The organism is Neobacillus sp. B4I6 (assembly GCF_050434045.1).
Classification (GTDB): Bacteria; Bacillota; Bacilli; order Bacillales; family Cytobacillaceae; genus Neobacillus.
On record NZ_JBNPWB010000002.1, the window covers coordinates 2287035 to 2309857 of the forward strand.

At 37.3% G+C, this 22823-nt stretch carries 11 protein-coding genes; all 11 read right to left on the bottom strand.

Annotated elements, in window-relative coordinates; translation table 11 throughout:
- Nucleotides 1–281: 281 nt before the first annotated feature.
- Complete coding sequence (dpdD, locus tag QF028_RS13340) at nucleotides 282–2543, bottom strand: protein DpdD (RefSeq protein WP_429466079.1); 2262 nt, start codon at nucleotides 2541–2543, stop codon at nucleotides 282–284.
- The gene (gene dpdK, locus QF028_RS13345) at nucleotides 2540–3046 is read right to left on the bottom strand and encodes a phospholipase D-like domain-containing protein DpdK (RefSeq protein ID WP_429466081.1); all 507 of its coding nucleotides are present in this window, start codon (nucleotides 3044–3046) and stop codon (nucleotides 2540–2542) included. The genes dpdD and dpdK overlap by 4 nt, the downstream gene beginning before the upstream one ends.
- Nucleotides 3039–7487, bottom strand: coding sequence for a protein DpdJ (dpdJ, locus tag QF028_RS13350; RefSeq protein ID WP_429466083.1), 4449 nt, complete (start codon nucleotides 7485–7487; stop codon nucleotides 3039–3041). The genes dpdK and dpdJ overlap by 8 nt, the downstream gene beginning before the upstream one ends.
- 14 nt (nucleotides 7488–7501) lie before the next feature.
- Nucleotides 7502–8158, bottom strand: a complete 657-nt coding sequence (locus tag QF028_RS13355) for a hypothetical protein (RefSeq protein ID WP_429466085.1) — start codon at nucleotides 8156–8158, stop codon at nucleotides 7502–7504.
- Nucleotides 8145–11366 (bottom strand): hypothetical protein, encoded by a 3222-nt coding sequence (locus QF028_RS13360; protein ID WP_429466087.1) that lies wholly within the window; start codon nucleotides 11364–11366, stop codon nucleotides 8145–8147. The genes QF028_RS13355 and QF028_RS13360 overlap by 14 nt, the downstream gene beginning before the upstream one ends.
- A 3-nt stretch (nucleotides 11367–11369) precedes the next feature.
- Nucleotides 11370–12221 carry a hypothetical protein gene (locus QF028_RS13365; RefSeq protein WP_429466089.1) on the bottom strand — a complete coding sequence of 284 codons (852 nt, stop codon included), beginning with the start codon at nucleotides 12219–12221 and terminating at the stop codon, nucleotides 11370–11372.
- 69 nt (nucleotides 12222–12290) lie between these two features.
- Complete coding sequence (gene dpdF / locus QF028_RS13370; RefSeq protein WP_429466091.1) at nucleotides 12291–14882, bottom strand: protein DpdF; 2592 nt, start codon at nucleotides 14880–14882, stop codon at nucleotides 12291–12293.
- Entirely contained in the window at nucleotides 14866–18192 is a 3327-nt protein-coding gene (locus QF028_RS13375; RefSeq protein WP_429466093.1) for an SNF2-related protein, read from the bottom strand. The genes dpdF and QF028_RS13375 overlap by 17 nt, the downstream gene beginning before the upstream one ends.
- 160 nt (nucleotides 18193–18352) lie before the next feature.
- A complete protein-coding gene (locus QF028_RS13380; protein WP_429466095.1) occupies nucleotides 18353–21052 on the bottom strand; it encodes a hypothetical protein in 2700 nt (899 codons plus the stop codon).
- Nucleotides 21049–21792, bottom strand: a complete 744-nt coding sequence (locus tag QF028_RS13385) for a hypothetical protein (protein ID WP_429466097.1) — start codon at nucleotides 21790–21792, stop codon at nucleotides 21049–21051. The genes QF028_RS13380 and QF028_RS13385 overlap by 4 nt, the downstream gene beginning before the upstream one ends.
- Complete coding sequence (locus QF028_RS13390) at nucleotides 21792–22685, bottom strand: queuine tRNA-ribosyltransferase (protein ID WP_429466099.1); 894 nt, start codon at nucleotides 22683–22685, stop codon at nucleotides 21792–21794. Before QF028_RS13390 ends, QF028_RS13385 begins: the two co-directional genes overlap by 1 nt.
- Nucleotides 22686–22823: the final 138 nt, after the last annotated feature.

The window sequence follows — 22823 nt, forward strand, 5'->3', positions numbered from 1 at the left end:
TTTACTGAAAGACTAAACAGGTTTATTTTTGGGGTAAATACGAAAATAATAGGCTTTGTTTAGCAACCATTTCATTCACCTCACTTCCAAAGGAACGTTTGTTCTGATTATATCATAATAAGAACCATTTTGGCTACCGCCAACCGAAATTCATCCCCCCCCTAATCGAGCCCCATTTCTCAGGGGAATTATTGTTATTTGGACCTTCTACGTTACCCTATAGATTGGAAAATCACGAAAAAGTCACGTAGTGAATTCTACGTGACCGTTTTGGTTTGCAGCTATACTGCAACAACGTTATTAAAATACTTCTCAATCTCAGCGACAATACTTGAGGTCCCAGATGAACTTGGATAGATCGGATCACTGTTCAAATAAGGTGTGATCCCATACGATAAGGCATGCTTCATCGCTGTTGTTACCATTACCACGATATCCGAGTTGCTGGCAAGATTCTTGGCTTGTGTCGTCAGATGGGTATCGACATTAATGCGGAACTTTAATTTAGGATTTCGCTTCGACAACTGCTCGACCGCACGTCTTGCAGAATTCTCCCTCAATGTAAAGATTGCAATTGAAGATTCTGGTGCAGCGGCAACGTCATCTTGCTCTTCATTCTCTACTTTAATCAGTTCACCTACGGTTTTGATGAGGAACGCTTCTCCGCCAATGTTTTCACCGAGTTTGATCCAGTCTTGGATTTCAGCCAACGAAACGGTAGCGATTCCGTTTAAGAGAGTAGATGTCCATTGGTTCCAGACATTCCATAAATCCTCAAGATCTTGGCCATAATCATAAAATAACTCCAATGTAAATAATAAGTTCGGGATCATCGCCTTCATTGGCTTGATTGAATACCATTCCTTGGCCCATTCCCAGTACTTATTGATTTCAAGCATATCTAACTGCAGTAAGCCTTCCAGCAGTCGATTCAGGTAATTGGTGTGGATCTTATTCTTGTTCAGATGCAACAATAACAACTCGACGGAATACCCGTACAACTCTGCTGTCATTGTGCGCGGGAATTCCTTATCACGAATCAACTCTGAAATAAAGATCGCGATCCCTTCCTTCATGACAGATGATTTCTTCGCGTCAAAAGATTCTAGGGCCACTTCGACAATTAAGTTTCCTAATTCAGCAATCATCGAAGGTGACCATACAAAGACAGGCAGCCTATCTTCGACATATAACACTTCAAACAAAGGATCGAGTGATTCGTTTTCCACTTCCAATACCTTTTTAAACCAATGATTCCATGTATACTTCATGTCGTCTTGACGCGGTGTCTTTTGGATTCCTTCATTAGCCATTTTAATGAAAATAATATATTTCTTCGTATGACTATCGTCCATTAATTCATCTTGGGCTTTTTGCGGTAATTCTAAAAGTAATTGATAGGCCTCTTTCTGAATTTCACCCGATAAGGTTTCAAACGCAATAACAGACAACATCCCTACTTTTTCTTTCGAGAGGCTGCAGTCCTGAAGAATTAAATAGGCATCATCAATTTGTCCATTTAACAGATGTTCTTTTGCCCTCTCTTCTGGCGAACCAGTTGGTTGAACAACCGGTTCCACCTGAACGGTAAACTTGGTTTCTAAGAATGCGATTAATGGTAACGTCTCTTCTTGGCTGACTTGACTTTTAATAAAGGAAAGTTTCTCACGATTCTGTTCGAACGCCGATTCATGGGCAAAAATCCGGAAAATATGGTCTTCATCAATGCCAAGATGACTATCGAGTAAAGACCTCAACTGAAAGCGATTGGCCTTAAAGTTTTCGTAACTTGCCTCGAATTCACCCTTTACTTCCAAATCTGCGAGTTTGACAAAATAAAAAGCGGTTAAAAGGGAGACCTTCACGTCCTTTGGAATTCGCTGCAGTCCTGACAGGGCTTCGAATTCCTTCCAAAACCAGATATCTTTCCATTTATTTTGAGCAGACCATAATTCGACTTGAAGAAATAAGTAATTTTCATCCGAGACATAATGTCCTTCACGGATTACCCCTAGTGTCTTTTCCGCTTCCCCCCACTCTTTCAATTCAAGGTGTTGGCGAAATTTACTTCTAAGGGTAAACGCATTAATGACCGATTCTTGCCAGATAATCACTGGTTTTCGGTTTATTACCGTGATCCACAACTTTAATAAATCCCAAATTTGCCCATCTTTATCAGTGGGCGTCGTAAACATATAGTATCCGTTCGGAAATACCTCACTGCCTAATCTCCCTAATTCAGAGGATTTTTTATCAAAAAAACGTTTTTGGTCCTGCTCATCGGTTCGATAGGGTGAAATGAACTTCTTTAACGATGAATACTCCACCGTTAGCTTTTGTTCATCCGCCTGTAGGCAGAGCCATAATATTTCATCTCTAGTTGGAAACGGTAATATCGACGTTTCTCCCTTCACGAACCTATCGATCATTTCTTGGCATACGGGGTGATCGACAAACAGCTGATCGTTGATTTCCGTTACTTTATACTTGGCACCGTTCTTTTTCAACAAGAATTGAAGGAATTCCTTTGATGTCGTCGTCATATACTATCCGCCTCCTCCCAACGCTGCCGAAAGGCAATCAGAGCCCCGTTAACATCAGAACTATCATTCGTCGTCCGAATGCTCTCTTTATTTAAGTAAATGCCGCTATACGTAAAATTCATCGATCCATGGACAAACACATGATCGGTGACTAAACCCTTGTCATGATTTTGTTCCAATTTCCGAAAAGAAACTTGATTATAAAGCAAGTCAATTAACGGTTTAGTCTCTTCCCGATCCTGGTCACAAATGATCCGGACAGATATCCCTTTCCAAGCCAGTGTCGAAAGGATGTCTGATAGATAAATCGTTTTTGCCTTTATCATCGGAAATACATCGGTATATTGATTATGTCGATTTTCAATTAATGGTGAGTTGCTTAAATACGGTGAGATCAAATAGAGTTCCTTACTCGGGTTCATCGCCTCGGCTACAAATAAGGACACGAGATAATCCCGCAGTACATAACTTCCACCGAAAGAGCGGATGATTCGATTAGACATACGAGACCTCCCTAACACTGACATCATAATACCAATTGTCCCCATTGTTCGTGACTCTTTCTAAAAATGGATAATACAATTGGAATTTAAATTCAATCGGGGTATGGAAGAGTTCGAACAATTCCGATTGCAAAGAATCCCTTTCCGCTGTCGAAACGACCACACGGAGACGTTTCTCCGATTCCAATGTCTTGGTTGCTTTCGATAGAAAATTCGTACTCGGGTAGTGATGAATTTCATGAGTTGGTTTCACTAACGCCCGTAATAAAAGCCTTGATGGTTTCAAAAAGGATTGATACGGACTATATAGATTAAGACATTCTGGGCATGAATCATGACAATCATGTAATAAAAACGACTCCAAGAATAAAAAGGTTTGTTTTTCAGCGTTTAACTGCAAATTAACATCCTGCATCAGGCTCTTTAATTTACTGCTTAGTTCATCGCGCCGCAGACTCGCAACCGAAAATACATTCGGAGAAATTTGAAATTGCAGCCGTTCTTGCTCATGCTCCCAAAATTCATGAATTTCTTTCATAAACTTATCCGTTTGCTTCGAGCGATTACTACGGAAAAATTTACCCGACATCCCGATAATTAAATCTCGTTTCGGCGGGATTCCGAGATGGTCTAATACCGATTGTAATTGACTCAAATATTTTTGTTGATATTCGATTCTTTGTTCCTGACGGATTTTCCCGATTACATCCGAAAGTTCCTCTTTTTCGATATGATTTAACACCGATTTAAGCGAAGAAGCAATCGTATTTCTTGGACAATTGTTGATATTGCTGGAAATAAGTTCTTCAAACAGAGATGGGTTGTGTTTTAGCGATGAAACGATTTTCGTAATAATCCCTAACCCGCCTGATTCTGTTTCCGAAATCCAAATACTGTTTTCGACGATATCTACATTTGTATCTTCCGTGTTAACATCTGGGAGCATTTCTTCGAGCGCTGCTTTGATGGTCGCCGCCAGTGAATCAATAATCGTTAGCTTCATCCAATGATGGAATTGCTGGTTCTTCCCTAAATCACCTTCTAATGACTCTAAGTGCTGTAAAATCCGATTCATTAACGAAGGATCCTCAATAAATCCTTGCAGAGTCTTTTTCACTTTGGACTCATCTGTCGTCCCGTTATTATCTTCATCGGTTACGATCGTTGAAAGGAAGATGGCTTCTAATGTCCGCAACGAAATCCTGACAATGTCCTTCTTATACTCCTTAATTGCCTCGTGTAGTGTTACATTTTTGCTGATACTGATCGCCGTGACGGAGGATAACACAATTTGTGCGAGCCACTGACGCTGAAAGACGTTTACTCGGCTGGAAACATCCTCGTCGGTCTTTAACAAATAATCAAAGAAATCCGGTTTAGAGACGGAAATAATTTGTTGTCCGAAATATGATTCTATTAACTCTAATGTATAGACCTCCTGGACATCAAAGCGAATCGCGTCGACATAGCGTTGAAACCCAATCGCACAATCCTTTCCTTGATGAACAAATTTGGATTCGAAAGGAAATTCCTCTCCTTTACTAGTCTTTTTGACTCCTTCTCCTTTGACTGTATATCTGGTCATTTTGATGGAGTTATGTTCATCGCTTGTAAAATACTCAATCTCTTCGAAAACAGCCTTTAATGAACTTTGAACAGGAAAGTCAATTTTGTTTTGCGATGTGTGCTGGATTGGTTGAATGTCTAAATTCCACAGATACCTTCCTGACGAACGGTCTGAAATGTCTGGCGGAATCGTTGCTAATGTAACGGATATTGGTTCATAGACACCGATGGTATCTTCCACCGTTTCGATCCAATGAGAATTCATTACCTCTGATTTAACATCTACGATTCCTTGATCGTTGACAGGCAGCCAATGCGCTTCTCTCGTTCTATACGCATTGACATAGCGCTTGGAAACATTCCCTGGGGCAAACTCCATGATCCCTTGGACGAGCGGCTGGTAACTGACCTTCTCTGCTCTAGGGATGTGCAGTGCCAATTCCGAAATATCAAGGGATGAAAATAATGTCCTCGGAATATAACCAACCAAGGGATTATTGGAACGGTCTTCTTCAGAAATAAATGAAAAATGTTCCTTTAATTGCGTGTAAATGGTTGGCAATACATCAAAAAAGAACGAACGTGGTTCACTCCAGGCAATCCGCTTAATCATTTCTTCATCGACTTGAAGTGCGTTTTTCCAATAGTCGATGAGATCCTGATCGTGTCCTTCCAATACGTCCCGGATTGCAGCTAAAATAAGATCAGAATAATTACTATTTCGAATATTTCCCACAGCACTCAATTTGTCACGAACATCAAGACGCTTTGATTGTTTATAAAGACGGTCCATTAACCATTCCATAAAGGCAAAAGCCATTTGGATCCGAAGAATATTCGAATTTTGAATCGGCAAAAACATTTCATTTAAGTTCGGTTGAAAATATAATTCGGGGTAATCATAGACAAATCGGTCTCGCCCATAGGCAGAAGAAACAACGACCATCCACGGCCTCATCCCCCGCACACGTCCAGCACGTCCCTTCCTTTGCAAAAAGGAGGCTAAATTACGCGGTGCCTTGTGCTGAATGACCGCCCCAACCTTTGGATCGTTGTATCCTACCTCTAATGTACTGGTGGCAATCACTAGTTTCGCATTTTCATTCACACCTTTGTGTTGGGAAGATGTAATATCGACCTCTAATGGAGTCTTTAAGGACGTTTCATCAATTTGAACAGGGGCAAGCCAGACTTGTCCCGCTTTGTATTGTTCTTGCAAATTATTTTTTTGTTTAGAATTCCTTCTAATCTCACCCGCATCACGATACTTACTCAATATTTGCTTGCGCTCGGCATCTAACTCGATATGGAACCAGCGATTAATGACATCAAGTTTATCGGTAAACCCAAACACCTTTGAGCCATAGGCTCCTTTTGATATATCCGTTTTAATCGGATCTAACATCCGTCCCAGCAACATCGACGTTTGAACCGATGTAGATAAAAGGGCTGCAGCGGAAAATGGGTCGCCGCGAACCACTAAATTATATTCCACGCCTTCAGACACCAGATCCTTCTCAAGTGGTGTGATATATTCAATATATCTTTCCTCTAATCCTATTAGTTGCGAGAAGAAGGTACTTGGGTTTGACAAGGTCGCTGATAGACCAACAAACTGTATTCCTCGATTTGGATTAAATTGCTTCAGTAAATGTTTAAGTCTTCTAAGTAAATAGGCGACATGTGCACCGGTAACGCCTTCATAGACATGAACCTCATCTAAAAGAACAAACATAGGCGGCCGCGATGAATAAACACCAAATAAATCATTTTCGAACGAATTCGGCAGCTTTCTGTTAATCATTTCTGTTGTCGTAAATAGGATGTCAGGAGCTGATTTGTTCATTCGATCCCGTGTCAGGATAATATTTTCCTCATTAATAATGGTGTGACAATGTGAACAATGTAATCTTTCTCTTTCCTCTGCCACGTCTTCTTCAAGCCATATCATTACACGCGAACATTCTGGACAAGAAAAAAACGGAGATTCGTATCCATCCGCTGTTTTTTTCCAGTTTCGATCCTTGTGTGCGTGGACATCAGAAGCCCTTTTTGGTGTGTCACCATAAAGTCCGCCAATCGTCAGTGGGCGAATGCCTAAGTCAGCACAAAGTGAATTTAACGTCAAGATTTCTGATAGTGCTTCTCGGTATTGGTCCTTTAACAACTCTACACGCGGATAAAGACCAATTACCTTTGTCCAGTTGGATTGATCCTTGGAGAGGGTTTCGATTAGTGTTGCAAAAGCGGGAATATAAAAAGATTTTGTTTTCCCCGATCCTGTTCCTGCGCCAATCACAGTACCAGAATCAAACTTACTTCGCGATTGGTTTAAAATTCGCGACAACGAATCCATTTGGAATTGAGAGAGTAATAATTCTCCATCCTTAAGTAATTTTGAGACGACTTTTCTATGTATATGGGATTTTCCAATGACAAAATTTAAGTTTTCATTAATGATATCTAATCTGATATCCCGCCGAGGGTATTTTCGATACGAAAGAATCGGTTTAATATTGCTGACTAAATTCTTACCAGATTGCCAATCTTCAAAGGTAAAGCGCTGTTTCAATAAATAAAGCATTCGAATCGTTTCTGCAAATCGTGACCGATACAAATGTTTCGGATTTAATTGAAATATGAGTTTCCGTGCCTCTAGATTTTTTACTATCGAAATGGCATTATCTTCGTTCAATTCATGTTTTGCAATTAACTCTTCTAAAAAGGATGTAGGTGGTTGACGAAGAAGAGTTCGCACTTCCTCTTCTACGTCAATTCCACCCCCAATAAAGCCCCATTCAAGTAACTGGTTTTCCTTCATCTCAATTTGCGTTAAGACTTCTTCTGCAAGAATGTCAAAATCATTTCGCTTCATTCCGGGAATTCTCCTTACTTGAATTTAATAACAAGTTTGTTTGTTAATTGCTGCTCGCGAAGCCATTGGATCACTTCATCAGACAAATCATCTATCGTTGCGTTATTTGAGGCAACTTTTCCTATAAAATCTTGAACACCTTTACTTGCATTCATGTCAGACATTACTTTTCTTGCTTTTTCAAGGTGATTATTGTAATTAGATAACGTTAAAGTATTAACTGGCCATTTGGTTTCAAACTTATTCAAGTCACTAATTAGTTGTTTTATATCTTGTGGATTACCAGCAATGTGTTGCATTCTTTCCAGCAATCCAATGATGTCTTGATTTATTGTACGAACATAAAATGTCCAGCGCGTCTTTAAGTCTTGGTCTAGTTTTTTAAATACAAATGTAAACCCAGAAATTTCATCTTTATTATATTTTTCCAACCCATTTTGAATCACTGCGTTTAATCGTTTAAACTCATAAGACATATCCCTTTTTGGGAAGGATGGAGGATCCATTTCATGTAGTGCATGATAGCTTCCAAGTATGGATTTTATTGTATTCAATTCTTTTTTTGTAAACTGGCTGAAGGAATGAACCTTTTTAACTTGCTGCAATCTGCTGTCAAGTTGGTTGTATTCTTCAAACGTCTTTCGGGTGTCTGCTATTTTATTTAACAGCATTATTAACACTCCTTTCATCCAATTCCGTCAAATACTCTCTTATCTGTTCAATGTCTTGGTTCAAATCTTCAAGAGGATTACCTATTAATAAAGATAACTCCTGTTCAGAAGAAGAAATTTTTTTTGTATACGTCTTATTTTTCGCCTCAATTAGATTACTCATATTCTCTAATACCATGTAAAATGGCTGAACTTGAAAGGTGGGATTATTTGACAAAATCATCAATTGTTCCGTTAAAGAATTTGAATCGGCTAACGACTGAAGCTCATCGAAGATTTCAACAATTTGCTGTTCATTTATCACGTTCTTATACAGTACCTCAAACAATGAAGGCGGGTACGGTTCATTCATCTCTTTTAAATAATCAAGTAGCCCTTTCATTTCTTTAATGATCTTGGCAATCGATTCTTTAGTAATTCTTTCACCGATGATATCGTGGAAATTATCGACAAATCTTAATGAATGCTTACGCTCTTCTTCAATCGCTTTATTCAACTTATTTTCTGATAGAAGTTTAACTAAAATATTTACAGAAGTGTACCAACTGCTCATCCGTCCCTTTGGTATTTCTTCTAGGTTCAAATCAAATCCTCGTGACATTAATCCTTTAATCTGATTAATCATTTCATAGGAATCATAAAATAAAACCTTAGGGACACTTCTTACACTTCCTTGAATGAGATTAAAGTAACGTTTGTAAAGGTCTGTATGTTCAAAATTCAAATGATTTTTAATTGTTTCCCAAGATTTACTATGTTCATGGTGTGTTTCTTTTTGCTTGTCTTTTAAAAGTTGTAGATAAACATCCTCTGCTGTTTTCTCATCACCTGTAAATCCATCCATTAAAGAAGTAGTACAAAACTCGGCCGCGGTAACGTATTCGTCCATTAGCCAATTATCACCGTCGTAATCAAAAGGCTTGCTCAAAAAGGCCAGTATGTCATCTCTTACCGTTTCCAGCCAAGTATGCAAGGAAAGAATAGCAAGATTGGCATTCTCAATATTCCAACTTCCTTTTCCTTCATATTTATAACGCACAAGTGCTTCTAATGCATACCGCAACTGATTACTTCTCTTAAATTTAAGTCCTTCAAGTTTTACTGTTTTTGGCTGTCCCTCAATTAAAACATAATTATTCGTTAAGAAGTCTTTGACAATAAACGCTGGAATGCCTTCTAAATCCCATGCAATATATTCACGAATAATCTCTAATAATTCGGGCATCATCCAGCTGTTATTGAGTGGTTCTCCTTTTGCCCATTTTTCAACTTCTATTATTACTTCTTCGAGTTGTCGGTTTCTTTTTGGTTGGACAGGAGGTGTTGGTGGTGTTACCGTTGTTCCCCCATTCCCCTGACCATCAGGCTTCGTTCCATCTCCGTTTGGGTTATCTGTTCTTTTTGTTGTCACATTAACGGCACCATTAGAATTCTGACCATTTTTGCCTGTTGAAGTGGTGGTTGTGGTAGTTGTGGCAGTTGTGGCAGTTTTCGTGGAAGCTGAGCCTTGAATCCCCGAAACCGGCTTTAACCCAAAAACCTCAAACACATCCTCTTCTAATCCACCTACAACCATTTTTCCATCTATGTTTTGTTCATCCATTGTTCCATTCCCCCATATACGGAACAATGTTTCATAGCGTCCTTTTAAATCATCATCTGGAACTTTTCTAGATAACAATTGGTCGGTACCTGGAACTTTCCAGTTTGGCGCTATCTTGAAATCGGCAATTATCTTATCAATCACTGGTGGGAAGTTGCCACTTGGTCCATCCATGGTGTACTTTTGAATATATTGTAAAAGCACAGTTTGCAAGAAGTTTCGTGGTGTTTTTGGATCTAATTGTTGATAGAAATTCCACAAAGCCCTTTTGGTAAACGGAAAGATCGATAGTTCTAGTTCTTTGTCTATCTTGAAATTTGCCCATTTATGATTTTTAAAAACGGTTGCGATTGGAAATTCTTCCATCCGATAGCCGTTATTTTTCCATTCTTGGATTTGCTCGTTGTCTAGATAAACTGCATTAATATAGCGTGCTGCTAATTCTGCCGATTCATTCTCATTTTGAATAACCACATAATCGATCTCAATGTGATTGGTAATTCGGTCTTTAATATTCTCTGGAAGAGAGGTGTTATAATAACCATTTGTGATTCCCACTATTGATATTAAACGGCATAGTGATTGATCCTCTTTGTGATCTGAAATCAATACTTCGACTAAATCTTTATCCACACCTGTAAAAGAGGTAATATCTTCAATAAAGAGGGTTAAACCTTTTCCTTCTTTTTTTAATTCTTGACGAAGTAAAATAAAAATGTCTTTCAAGTCAGTTCCACGTAAACTAAGGCATTCTTGTACGACTTTATCGAGGAATTGATTCAAATACTTTGCTATATTTTCTCGATATTTTTCTACCTCTTCCTGCTCTTCAAGATCTGTCGATTCCTTAATTTCTGAAATAAAACGCAACGCTTTTTTGCTCAAATCCATTTTTTGGAATTCTAAAGCCTGTGAGGATGTTATAAAAAAATCCTCGGGAAGAAAATGTGGCTCGATATCGTTCATAATTTCATTATGTACTCCTGGTGCCAACTTCTTTTGAATCCGGTCAATTGGGCCATTTTCTCTTAGTAAAAATTCAAGTGTTTCTTGGCTTGACAGGAAATCATATAGGGTTTTCCGTTGGTTTTCTCTAAGTTTGATTTCCTTTGTATTATCATCTTCACGCACGGCAACCATAAAATGGGCCAAGATAATATTCTTTAAATGTTTGTTATCCAGATGTTCATTGGCATCAATTAATTTTTTTAATCGATGTGATGTTTCATGATTTTGAATCACTTCTGCATGAATGATTTGTTGCAGGGCGCCTTTAAGCGTGCTTTGCATACGGGAAATAAAGATAACGGCCTCGTTTTTAGCTTCATGTTCATAATGCTCCTTAATCCAACGGATTAAATGTGATTTACCTGATCCATTATCTCCTTTAACAACATGGAATTGATGTTGATCACGATTATCCATAATTGTCCGATAGAGCTGATTTTCATGAAAATTTTCTCCGTCTAAAAATAAACGTTTACTCACCATTCTTATGTTTTTAAATGGTTTATGCGTTAACATAAAGTAATCTTTATCGACTGTTATTGCATTGATTTGAAAAACATCAGAAAGCTTCTGCTTATATTTTTTTATATCCATCATCTATCAACCTTTCACCATTATTTCGGTTACTTGATTTGCTATTTCATGAGTAGAGATATCCTGCAAATACCAAATATCTTCCACGTCCCTTGTATACTTTAAGGTGATGACATTTAAGTCATGCAGTGTTCTGAGTCCAAGTGAAAGAGCAAATGAGAGTTGTTGAGTGCTAAGAAATTGATTGTTAAATTCCTGATTTAATTTCCCGCCATCTAACTCAGGACATTTAATAGCTAGCCAATTCATGAATTTTTTAAATGGAATAAATTCTCCACGTGGTAAATCATTGTCATTTTCTACCACACTTTGAATTCTTCGCGATGGATTAGCTACAAATACACCATTCATAGTATGTCCCAAACCAAAGTAATTTGCCCATGTCAACCAGCCTAAAATATTAGTTGAATTAAACTCACGATTTACTGTATAGTTTCTTGATACTTGGTTGAAAAATTGATCTGCGAGTTCTTCTTTTGTTTCGTTTAGCACTTTCTCTCCTCTCGACATGACCCATGCCGTAAAGCGTCCAAAAATAAATCGTGTGTCATCAAATGCAAGGTGAACTATATATTGCTCAAATCTCTTTGGTTCGATTACATCCTTTTCTGGCACTTGCAATTTAACTTTTTTATCATTACCTAATTGAATTAATCCACCATCTAGTGCAAGTTTATATACCGATTTTGCTTGAGTTTTCTCTGGAGATTCAGGCTGCAACAGTTCCATTAGTTTGTCTTGTGTATAAGAATCTAAGAGCAAAAGTTTACACAATGCATAAACCCGACCTGGTGTTTGCATATTTATTAAACTGTTATCAAACGGCATTTTCCACCATCCTTTCTCTGTCTTCAACATGAATTCGAATATCCTTAGTTTAACTTTATCAAACCTCGTTAAATAAAGTTGAAAGCTAAGGATACATTTTTAAAACATTTCCAGTGTGAACATATCATTTTGACGTTCAAGAAATTCATTAAGATCAACAGTTATATAATCTATTACACTATTAAGTGTTTTTCCTTCTGAAGTGATAAATATTTCTGGTATCGACACGTGGACAATTTTTCCAAGCGAATGTCTTTTGAGAAACGTTCTTGACCAACGAAATAAATGATCATTTTGCTTTTCATCCTGGCGATAGAAAATAGCGATAGAGCCTTTTAACAAATCCAAGGGATAAGTGAGTAACTCTTCACTTGTTAAAAAATTATAATTGATCGATCCGACTCCTGTTGGAGCTTCTTTTACCAAATCGGTTAAATTAATTCCATTTTCATCAGGCATAACAATTGTACCGATGTTGCAATCAGTCAATTGTTGTATTACATTGATCAATAACTCTTGATTCCATCTATTTTCGTTAGGTTTGAGAATAATCTCCTGGAATCCTCCGGATAATTCTTCTAGACTTCCTGTTAGATCAGATTTCACTTCAATTTCTCGATTATTGAACGGGATTGTAAGTTTTGGACGGTGATACCTCAAATCAATCTCTTGCGAGCGGCAAGCAGGACATCCGCCACATGCTTCCGATGCATACGGATAGGTGTTGATAAAATATTCAGATACACATTCTTCTTCTCTTTCATTCACCAGTTTCCTGATTTGTCTAAGGTCTTTATTCACTCTTTTTCTTTCCTTATCTCGTTCAGATTCAAGAATTTTAACAAACTGTTCCTCATCATTTATACTGGAGAAATTTTTAAGGATTTTCACCAAGAATGTTCTAAAGGATTCATTTTCCATAAATGAGGTATTCAAAATTTTGATCACACCATATCGTGTAAGCATTAGGCACACTGCTTCATTCCAACCTGCATTGCTTTTTCCTGATTGACCTGTCAGTCCTTCTCGTTGAGAATTCATGTGAAGCAAAAACTCATCAGCAGATTTAGCTGCCTCTCTTCGATCAAACATGCCTTTCCAACGGCTCCAAAGCATATCTATAGTTAACACAGATGACTTTGTTAAATGATTTTGAACAGCAGTATCTTCATCATAAACATAACTCAGTAAACTGATGGAAGCAAAGCCGTCACGACCGCCTCTACCTACTTCCTGGTAAAAACGATTGACACTTTCAGGAAGACAACAATGAATGACCGTACGGATATCTCGTTTGTCAACACCCATTCCAAAGGCCGAAGTAGCGACAATGATATCAATTTTATCCTTGTTCCATTGGCGGATGATCCGTTCACGCTTTGCAGCGCTTGTAGAGCCAGAAAACGATTCAACACTTTTATACCCTTTTTCTATCAGCATTTTTTTCCATTTCGGCGCGTCTTCGAGCGTTGAGACATAAAGAATAATCGGTCTCGGCAGAAAGGGAATTACATTGATGATTTTTCTTGTTCTCTCCGAAACAGATTTGCATTCATCAATAAAGTAAGTTGGTTCTAACCGCAATTCGTCACCACGAATTTCCGTGTACTTATCATCATGACTAAAGAGGTGCTTCAGCAGACTAGTCGCATCATCTGTCAATGTCGCCGATAAAAGAATGGTTTTAAGTTTCCCTCTGGTTGCTTTAAGCAGTCGCTTTTGAAAAACGGTTAAAAGTTGAAAATCCGGTCGAAAGTGGCTTCCCCAGTCAAGAACGATATGAGCTTCATCAATGACAAAACGGGTAATATTCCCTCTCCACGCTGCATCTTCAATCGGTTTTGCTAACCTTCCATTCACAATCGACTCTGGATTCGTATATAAAATCGGCAAGGAGCCATCTTCTAGGCCGTCAAAAATGTTTTGCTTTTCTTCAGAAGACATTCCTCCGTAATAGGCTTGCGGCTTGTATTTATCTTCAAGAGCATTAGGGAAGAACTTTCTTGCTGACATCTTTTGATCGATCGCTAACGCTACCGTAGGAACAACCACAATTGTTGTTCCCACCGATTCTCTTAAAGACCCTAAAATGGTACCGCCCTCTGTTTCATAAAAGGATGGTAACAAAAAGACTAAACTTTTACCACCACCAGTAGGTAAGGCAGCAATAAGAGTTTCTCCATCTTCCATGTTCATACATGCCTTGACCATCACTTTTTGCGCTTCAGAGCGATAGTTTGTAAAACCCGCCATGTGATGTAGAACCCCATCTCCAATCGGTGCTTTGACTACTCTACGTTCCGGTAAACGAAAAATCTCTTTGATTTTGTCAATGTCCGGAATATTTACAGGAATTTCTGTTATCGCATTTACTTCCCCATCTGACCTAACGTACAAACCAGCTGTATCCGCAATGTTCATAAGTTGATTACTTAATAATGTGGAAACGTGCACCTTCGCCTGAAACATAAGGATAAACTGGCGCAAATGTCCTGCAAAGTCTAAAATGGATGATTGTTTGGAATGGGTCGACATGTCATTTAAACAACGGAATAAGCGCTTCACACAGCTTGCCTTGGACAATAACATGATGTCCGCATCCTCAAGGATGCTGTTCAAGGCTTCTATACCTTCGACCACATCGATCTCTTCTAGCAAGACCTTCTGTGCTAGATCATAAATTCTTTCCAACCACTTTCACCATCCTTACGAAGGCCACAGATTCTAAACGGAAGACCGGATTCTCGATTCCTTTTTGAACTGCATCAAAGATTGTCGATAAATACTTTACATTGGCATCATCTTTGTACCCATAATAGAGGTTTGATGCTTTCATCGAGTTAATTCTTTGCTGAAAATCTTCACGTGCCTGCTCTACATGAACTTCGGATTTGAAATAGTCTTCAACTTTGGCTTCGCTTTTTTCATAGCTCGTTTCAATCATGTTTTCCCAAATATCTCTCGGGTACTCTTCCACAAAATGTTTAAAGATGCCGCCTTCTCTGCGACCCATATGTCTGAGCACTTTATCTGGAATATTTCCAGCCAATACCGATAAAATCGTTCGGTCATCGAGATTATCCCCGCCAACTTGTTCTACGGTTTTAAAATGTTGGAGCGGCAAATAGCCTTGCGCATGGTAAAGATGATCTAGCGACTCACCCATTTTGATTAATGGCTTCGGATTCAAAGTGATCGACCAAGTAAAGACTAGCCCTTCCCAGTCCACATTGTTTGTCCGAATTTCAAGTGCTGTTGACCGTCCAGCCGAAAGTTCATAGGCATTGTTAACAATTGAATCAAATAGTAAATCACCAGGGGCATAAAACATTAAATCTTCCCGTTCAATTGCTTTTCTGCGAATGAAGGTACCTCGTAATTGCTGCGAACGTAATGCTCTTTTTCGGGCTTCTTCCAAATCTGGGACGAAATATTGGGCATTATTCATTGATTTAAAATTAAAGGATTTTGGCGAATACATGACTGCTGTCCCATTTTCGACACTCATTCCGTGTAAACCACATAAATGTGACCAGGTCATCATTGTTTCAGCAAGAACGCCGCCATCATTTTTGTCAAATTGATCAATTAAATATAACAATTGTTGTTCTACCGATTGATCTAATTGTCGTGCAACATCGAAGAAACGTTCTTCTTCTACCTTTTCCCTCATTTTCAGAAGGCTAGAATTGATTTCCTCTAATTTATTGCTTAAGCCGTTTTGTAAATCCGATATTAACGCTTCCGTTATCGAGTTTTGAATTTCATAAAGGGCTATTTCGATGCCACTTAAACTCTCATCGAATACATGTAAGCCCTCGTCCCATAAACGAAAGAGTTCTTCTTCGATCGTCTCTTCTGAAGAAAATACTACAGACAGTACATCTTTATCCCGGTTCAAACGGTCAAGACGACCAATCCGTTGTTCCAGATCTGTCGGTGACCATGGTAAATCAATATGGACAAGAAAATCCGCCATTTGAAAATTTCTGCCTTCCCCGCCTAGTGGATCACAAACCATGAACCGACAAGCTGGATTGCTTTGGAAATCGTCAACAGCTTGTTGGAGTTCTTCTTCATTTTTGCCATGATAAAAACTTCGGACACTGCCCTCACCAAACCTTGCGACAAGCAGGCGCTCAAACTGAACGATTGTTTCTTTCCATTGTGAGAAGATTACAAGCTTTTCCTGTTCTGTATTTTCTGTTATATAATCTAAAACAAACATTAGCCGACCTTTGATTAAATCAGGATCATTGTAAAGTTCTTCCATCTTGTTAAACTCTGATTCGGCTGCCTTTTTCCATCTTTTGTTCATTTCTAACAAGTCCTGAAGATAACTTTCCTCATCATTGGCACCAGGCAAATTAATTAACGGCTTCATAGATTCCATTTCCACCGTTAATTTGTTGCTTTTTAAGAACTCCAGTCGTTTTGTAATCAACGATTCAAGCGCCCAAGGTGAACTGAACATGCTTGATAAAAAGACGCGGTGATACGCACCTGTTAGGCCGGAGTCATACCCTTGACGATTCATATAATCTAAATAGGTTAAAAGGGTATCGTTGACATCAGCCTCATAATAAAGCATATCTGAGCCTTGCATTTGATACGTCACGATCTCTTTAAATCGTTTCGGCAATTGTTGTTCTAATTCTTTTCGGCGGTGACGAATCACCTTTCGTTCGATTTGATAATTTTCAGCTAAATAGGCTAGGGCTAATTTCACTTGATCCAGTCCTTGATCCTCAGAATCGGGATCAATCTTGTTAACGATCTGGTCAAAGATATCATCTTTCAGTCTTTTGGCAATCTTTTCACAGTTATCGATAAAATCATCGGCTAATTCATCTTCGAGATATTCAGGGATCTCCTGCATCATTTGATATACACGCTTGCGGATGTAGGATTGCTTCTCTAATAATTCATCGAAGATTCTTTCAGACATTTTCAGATATTTTTTCGGTTCAAGTAAACGTACCAATTTCAAAAATTCATTCGGACGGGATTGAATTGGAGTCGCACTTAAAAGTAATAGATTTTCCACTCGTTGGCTCACTTGGAGTAACTTTTTGTATTCGTCATCCAAAAAGAGCAAGCGGTGCGTTTCATCGACAATGACTAAGTCCCAATTGCCCGCGGTAATCTTGTCACCAGCAGGTGTATTTACCTTTTCTAACGGAAAGAGGATAAATGGGTTTTCCTCACGGAAAGATTTTTCACCGTAGACTTGAAAATCCGACCAGAATTTAAAGGATAATTCATTTTTCCACTGGTAAAGTAATGATTCCGGGGTAATGATTAAGATCCTTATTTCACCAATTCGTTTTTGTAACCCTTTCATAATGACGATCGCTTCGATCGTTTTCCCAAGACCTACTTCATCCGCCAGCATGAACCGGCAAGGTCGCTCGGAAATTGCCCGTACAATCGTATCTACTTGGTGTTTTAACAAATAGACACGAGACCCAACTAATGTATCAAAGCCAAAAGTTGCATTTTTGAGCGTGTGCAGCGAGTTGGTGACGATTTCCCGTTTTAAATACCATTTAGGATTATTTAACTCATAATTTGCGATTTGTTTAACTGGATTGACATCTGCCCGGTTAAAGGAAACGGTTAGTCCTGATTCACAGAATACCTTAATTTGCTTCTCTTTCCCTACCTGGATTTCGACATAGTACCAGAAATAACCCTTTTCATCTTGATGTGAAAATTCGATAATTTTGGCTTCTTGATTTTGATTTTTCACTTCTACTTTAGAATCAGGGAGAATTTTCACATGTTCCACTTGAGTCACATGATACTTTTCCTGCTTTGGGACTTTATAAAGGGAAAAATAATCAAATTTTTTATCTAGGTTGTAAAACTCAACAGATACCTGTTCTTCATTTTTATTGATCATATCTGCTTGACCTAGTGCAAATCGCCTAGGTGTATCTGGATGTTCTAAATCCACGTTACATCTTACATACATGCCTACTCTAAGTTCTTCCAACACAGATTATCAACACCTTATTACGAATAATGACATGTTTCTATTATATAATAGTTTTATACTGCTTCCCACGAATTTATATTATTTTTAGTATAAAAGACCTGATTAGTTAATTTTTGATAAAAAAATAAAAAGCTAGTATAAATACCAGCTTTATCTAAGTTTATTTCCTTATATTTACATTCACATTAAGATGATCAAAGAATTCTGGGTTAACCTCTTCAATATCCCTTAAGATCCCTTTCCATTGTTTCCTTGGAAGCTGTGTTTCCCCTTTTTCCATTAATTTCAGTAGATGTTTCCTCACTTGGCTCCGCAATTTTAATTTATCTTTTAAGTATTCATCAAAATCCATATTAATATCAATGGTGGGAATAAACTTATTGATATTGAATAAATACGTTTGCTCATTTTGAATTTTAGCAATGATTTCACTATTAACTTCTGTAGATAGCCATGTAATAATATCATTGATTTCGTAAAGGTCATTAATCGTGCGATTTTCTTTTTGAATAAGCATGTTTACCTGTTTCACTTTCTCCACCATTTCACGAGAGAAATAGCGCGAAAATCTGACCAGATTCTGGATTTCAGATGCTTTTTCAACAATTAATGGTTCTAAAGAATCCACGTAACTTTTAATCCCTTTTTGCAGATCAGCGATGAAATACATGAATGGGTAATTCCTAATCTGGAATTTATTTAATGACTTTACTGGTTTATAAGATAGGAATTGCAAGTCAAATTGATCACCTTTTTCCTTCATCTCATTCACATCAATGATATTGTCGCGTAAAGCAAACCAATCTAAAAACAAATCTTCTGCTATTTCTAACCATTCTTTTTTAATTGGATTATTTATCGCTGATGTCCAATCACTTTCACCAATAATATTTATTTTGTATAGAAACAGTTTTAGATAATAAGCGAAATCTACAATTTTATATCCTAAACTTTCTTCAAGTTCGGTCTTCCATTGTTTTTTTAATCGCTCAGACGTATAAATCCATTCGGTAATATTCCAATCATTTGCGACTTTTTCAAACCTATTTCCTCGATCTTGCATTTTCAATTGTTGGAAATTGGCAATTTGGAGAAGATTGATCTTCTTGTCAATCACAATTTGAGTGTTTTCAGTCTCGGTAAATGATATAGGATATTTATAACGATTGACTACTTCACTTCGTTGAATCATTGCCGTTGATTTTGTAGCCCTGGAAGTATTTGATCGAATAAGTGATGTTCCTTTTACGATTTCATGAACAATTGTTGCGACCCCGGAACGGACTGGCTCCAACAGTTCTTCCTTTACTTTATTTCCTTCAATCCAATCCCGGATATGTGTATTCACCACTTCTTTTTTAACATGAATTGGTTCAATATTAGCAACTTCTTTATACAGTTCAAGATTTCTTACGTTTACTGTAATATCACCTGAATCATTCCTAAAATGCTTCAATAAAGACTCGGACAATGTATAATCGTCTTCCTTAGGGTGAGCGTACATTTCAGCCAAAAATTTAACGGTTTTGTTCTCGTGTTCAATAAATACTTCTCTGTTTACAAGATTAAAGACCTTATTTGCTGCTTTGGCATCTCCCTTAATTAGAAAGCGTAATATTTCTCTTGAGTGAAGAATGAGATACCTTAATGTTCCCTTCCCATTAGGTATACCATCGTAAATTCTATTTATGAGCGGAACATTAAAAGGTAAGATTTCCAACTGATTTTGTGAGTCTCTTAATAAATTTATGCAAGAAGTTGCATGTGGACATGTGGTTGAACAGGTATAGCCATTAGCTTCTTTTAAAGCGACTAAATAATTGTGCATATAGCCTTGTGCCTGCTCTTTTTCTAATGAAAAGAAATTGGACCCTGATTCATCTGATAACCATAGTTTTTTTACGCGATCATCTATGGTATCTAAATTCCGGATACGATTCATTAATTCTAGATTGAAGGCTTCACCCTGTTCTACACCAGGAGTTAAGCCAATAACGACATCCCAGTTTCCTTCTTCTAATGTAATAAAATAATCCAACAAATCAGCAGCATAAAGATTAATGGACTGGACCAAATCATCAATTAACAGTACGGGACGAATTTTTTTCTCTACTAATATATTTGATAACTGTTTAAAGATGGTTTTAATATCTGTTCCTTGAAAGAGAAATTGATCTAACTTATTTAGTAGTGAAAAACGAAACTTATTGTAGTTAATATCAATGCTTATGGCGGTGCTTTCGAGCAGTTTCTCATACTCCTCTTTTTTGATGATTTCTAATGGTTTGTTAATTTGACCATGCCTTATTTGCTTTGTAAACTCTAGGATATTTTTTTCAATTACAGGTCTAAGTAACAAGGTGGCAGGGACGATATCTTCGTCACATTCGAACAATTCAGACATGGTGGACCATACCATTTGATTTATTATAGTAATCGGCTTACTGAGCAACAGATTCCATTTATTCTCATCAATAATTAAATCCCCTAATTCAACACCGATGGATTCATAACATTTTTTTACAAGCACTTGAGGATTTAATTCATTTCTAGAAATTCTAATAATAGGCCTTCGATTTAGGGAAAGTTCCCATTGATCACGTATCCAGCAGAGAAGTTCAGACTTTCCCGATCCCGTTGAGCCAAATATAATATATACCCGATTCCCAAAGGGGTGATTCTCCTCCAACTCTTGCATTAACTCATTTTCTGTGACACTTTCAATTAATTTATCTTTATAATATCGATTCAAAGTTTGTGGAAAATGAGTTTTTCGGTAAAATTCCTTCGAAAAATTGTATCTTTCGTCCGCTGTACCATATAAATAGCTGATATTTTTTGTTGATATACATGGTATCATGCCGTTTCACCACCTATTTTCACCCAGTTCCATTCCTTCTTTTCTCCAAAAGATGTATAAGGTAAATCTTGTTTCTTGGAAAGTTTCAGGATAGAATCTTTGCCTAGGTTCAAGACTGCATATACTATGCCATTAAATACATTTCCATTATGAACACATGGAATAATCGGGTTTATTTTTTTCTCAAAGAAAAGCTGCAATGGACCTTCCCATTGTCCAATATCTTTAACAACGCTTTCCATTAATTCCAATCGTGGAAGAGCATAAAAACCTCCATATACTCGATAACCTAAACCAAAGTACTCCATTATCCTTTTCCATGCATTTACTTTTTCCTGACTGATCGCTAGTTTGTCAAATTTCAGGTTAGCTTCATAGTGCAAATCTATTATGTAAAGTTGATTGGGCACAACAAACAAAGAATAGTGCATTGTTGAAAAAATATAATTGGAATCTGCAGGATTATTGGATTCTTCTGCTATTTCTTTTAATCGTTGTAGATAATGAAAGTCCTTTACTTCAGAATGATTGAGTGGCCAAATATGTTTTAAATCATCCATTTTAATAAAGTGTAGATTCATCAAAAAAATAAGTGCTGCATCCATCAAAGAGGAAATATCCCCTTCTGGTTGGTACTGATACTTTGCTATTAACTCCGTTCTTGCAATTCCAGGATACTTTTGTACCGTTTGAAGAATTGATCCAATTTCTGGGCCATAGCAAATTTGAAATAAAGACACTATATCACTCCTTCATTGATTTTTATTTCGTCAATCGTTTTTGCTAAATGATAGTAATTATGAATCGATCTCAACTTCATATAATCACGATGAGCAATGTTTAAGATATCTCCTGGATCATCAATACATACAGGACATTGACAGGAAAGTGGTTTACTTATTAGAAAATTCCTTCTCTTTACCTTTGATTCTGAAATAACGTATGTGCGGAACGGATTACTATAAAAGACTTGATGAAAAGCTGCAACCATAGTCGGCCGGCTTGAATCAAATGATGATATATTCAACTTTGCCATTTCCTTAATTTGTTGAATACCTGTTACCCCGAAAATATGTAGATGATCCGGACCCACTATTTCTGTAACAGCCTTCATGTATTTCACCTGCTCTGCTGGAGGTCTGGTTAACATTGAACCCAATCCGAAATTTTTAAACCCCATTTTCTTTAATTCATGAATACAGTAATTAGTACTTGGCATATCAAATCCTTGAATGACTCCCATCAGAGAAACATTTTTGGGTAGATTACTTTCATTCATTAAATGTAAATATTCATAGGCATTAAATAATGTTTTTTCGACGGAGGAAAACTTTTCTGAAAGTGTGTTTTTATTTAGTAGAGGTTCATCTAGGTGGACTAATTTTATCGGAATATTTGAAGGAGCAGAATCTATGATGTATTTTTGAAAATCCAATATATCTCTTAATTTATATTTTCCTGGGTTTTTCGAGTAGTAAAGAGCACCTGAATCAATAATTAGTTTTTTTGGTTTTTTTCTGAATTTTTTTATCCCATATTTGTTATCAGGCACAGCGGAGATTAACATACAGCAGTCATCAAAATAATCACAAAATACTGCATCACTATGTGACCAACTTATATAAAATTCCATTACTATCCTCCTTCTTAAATAGATACGTGAAGATACGTGAATACATTTGAATTATATCATTGGAATTTCATGGTAGTAAAGTAAATTATAACAAAAAGATTATAAAATTATCGGCACTACAAATATTGCCATCTTTAT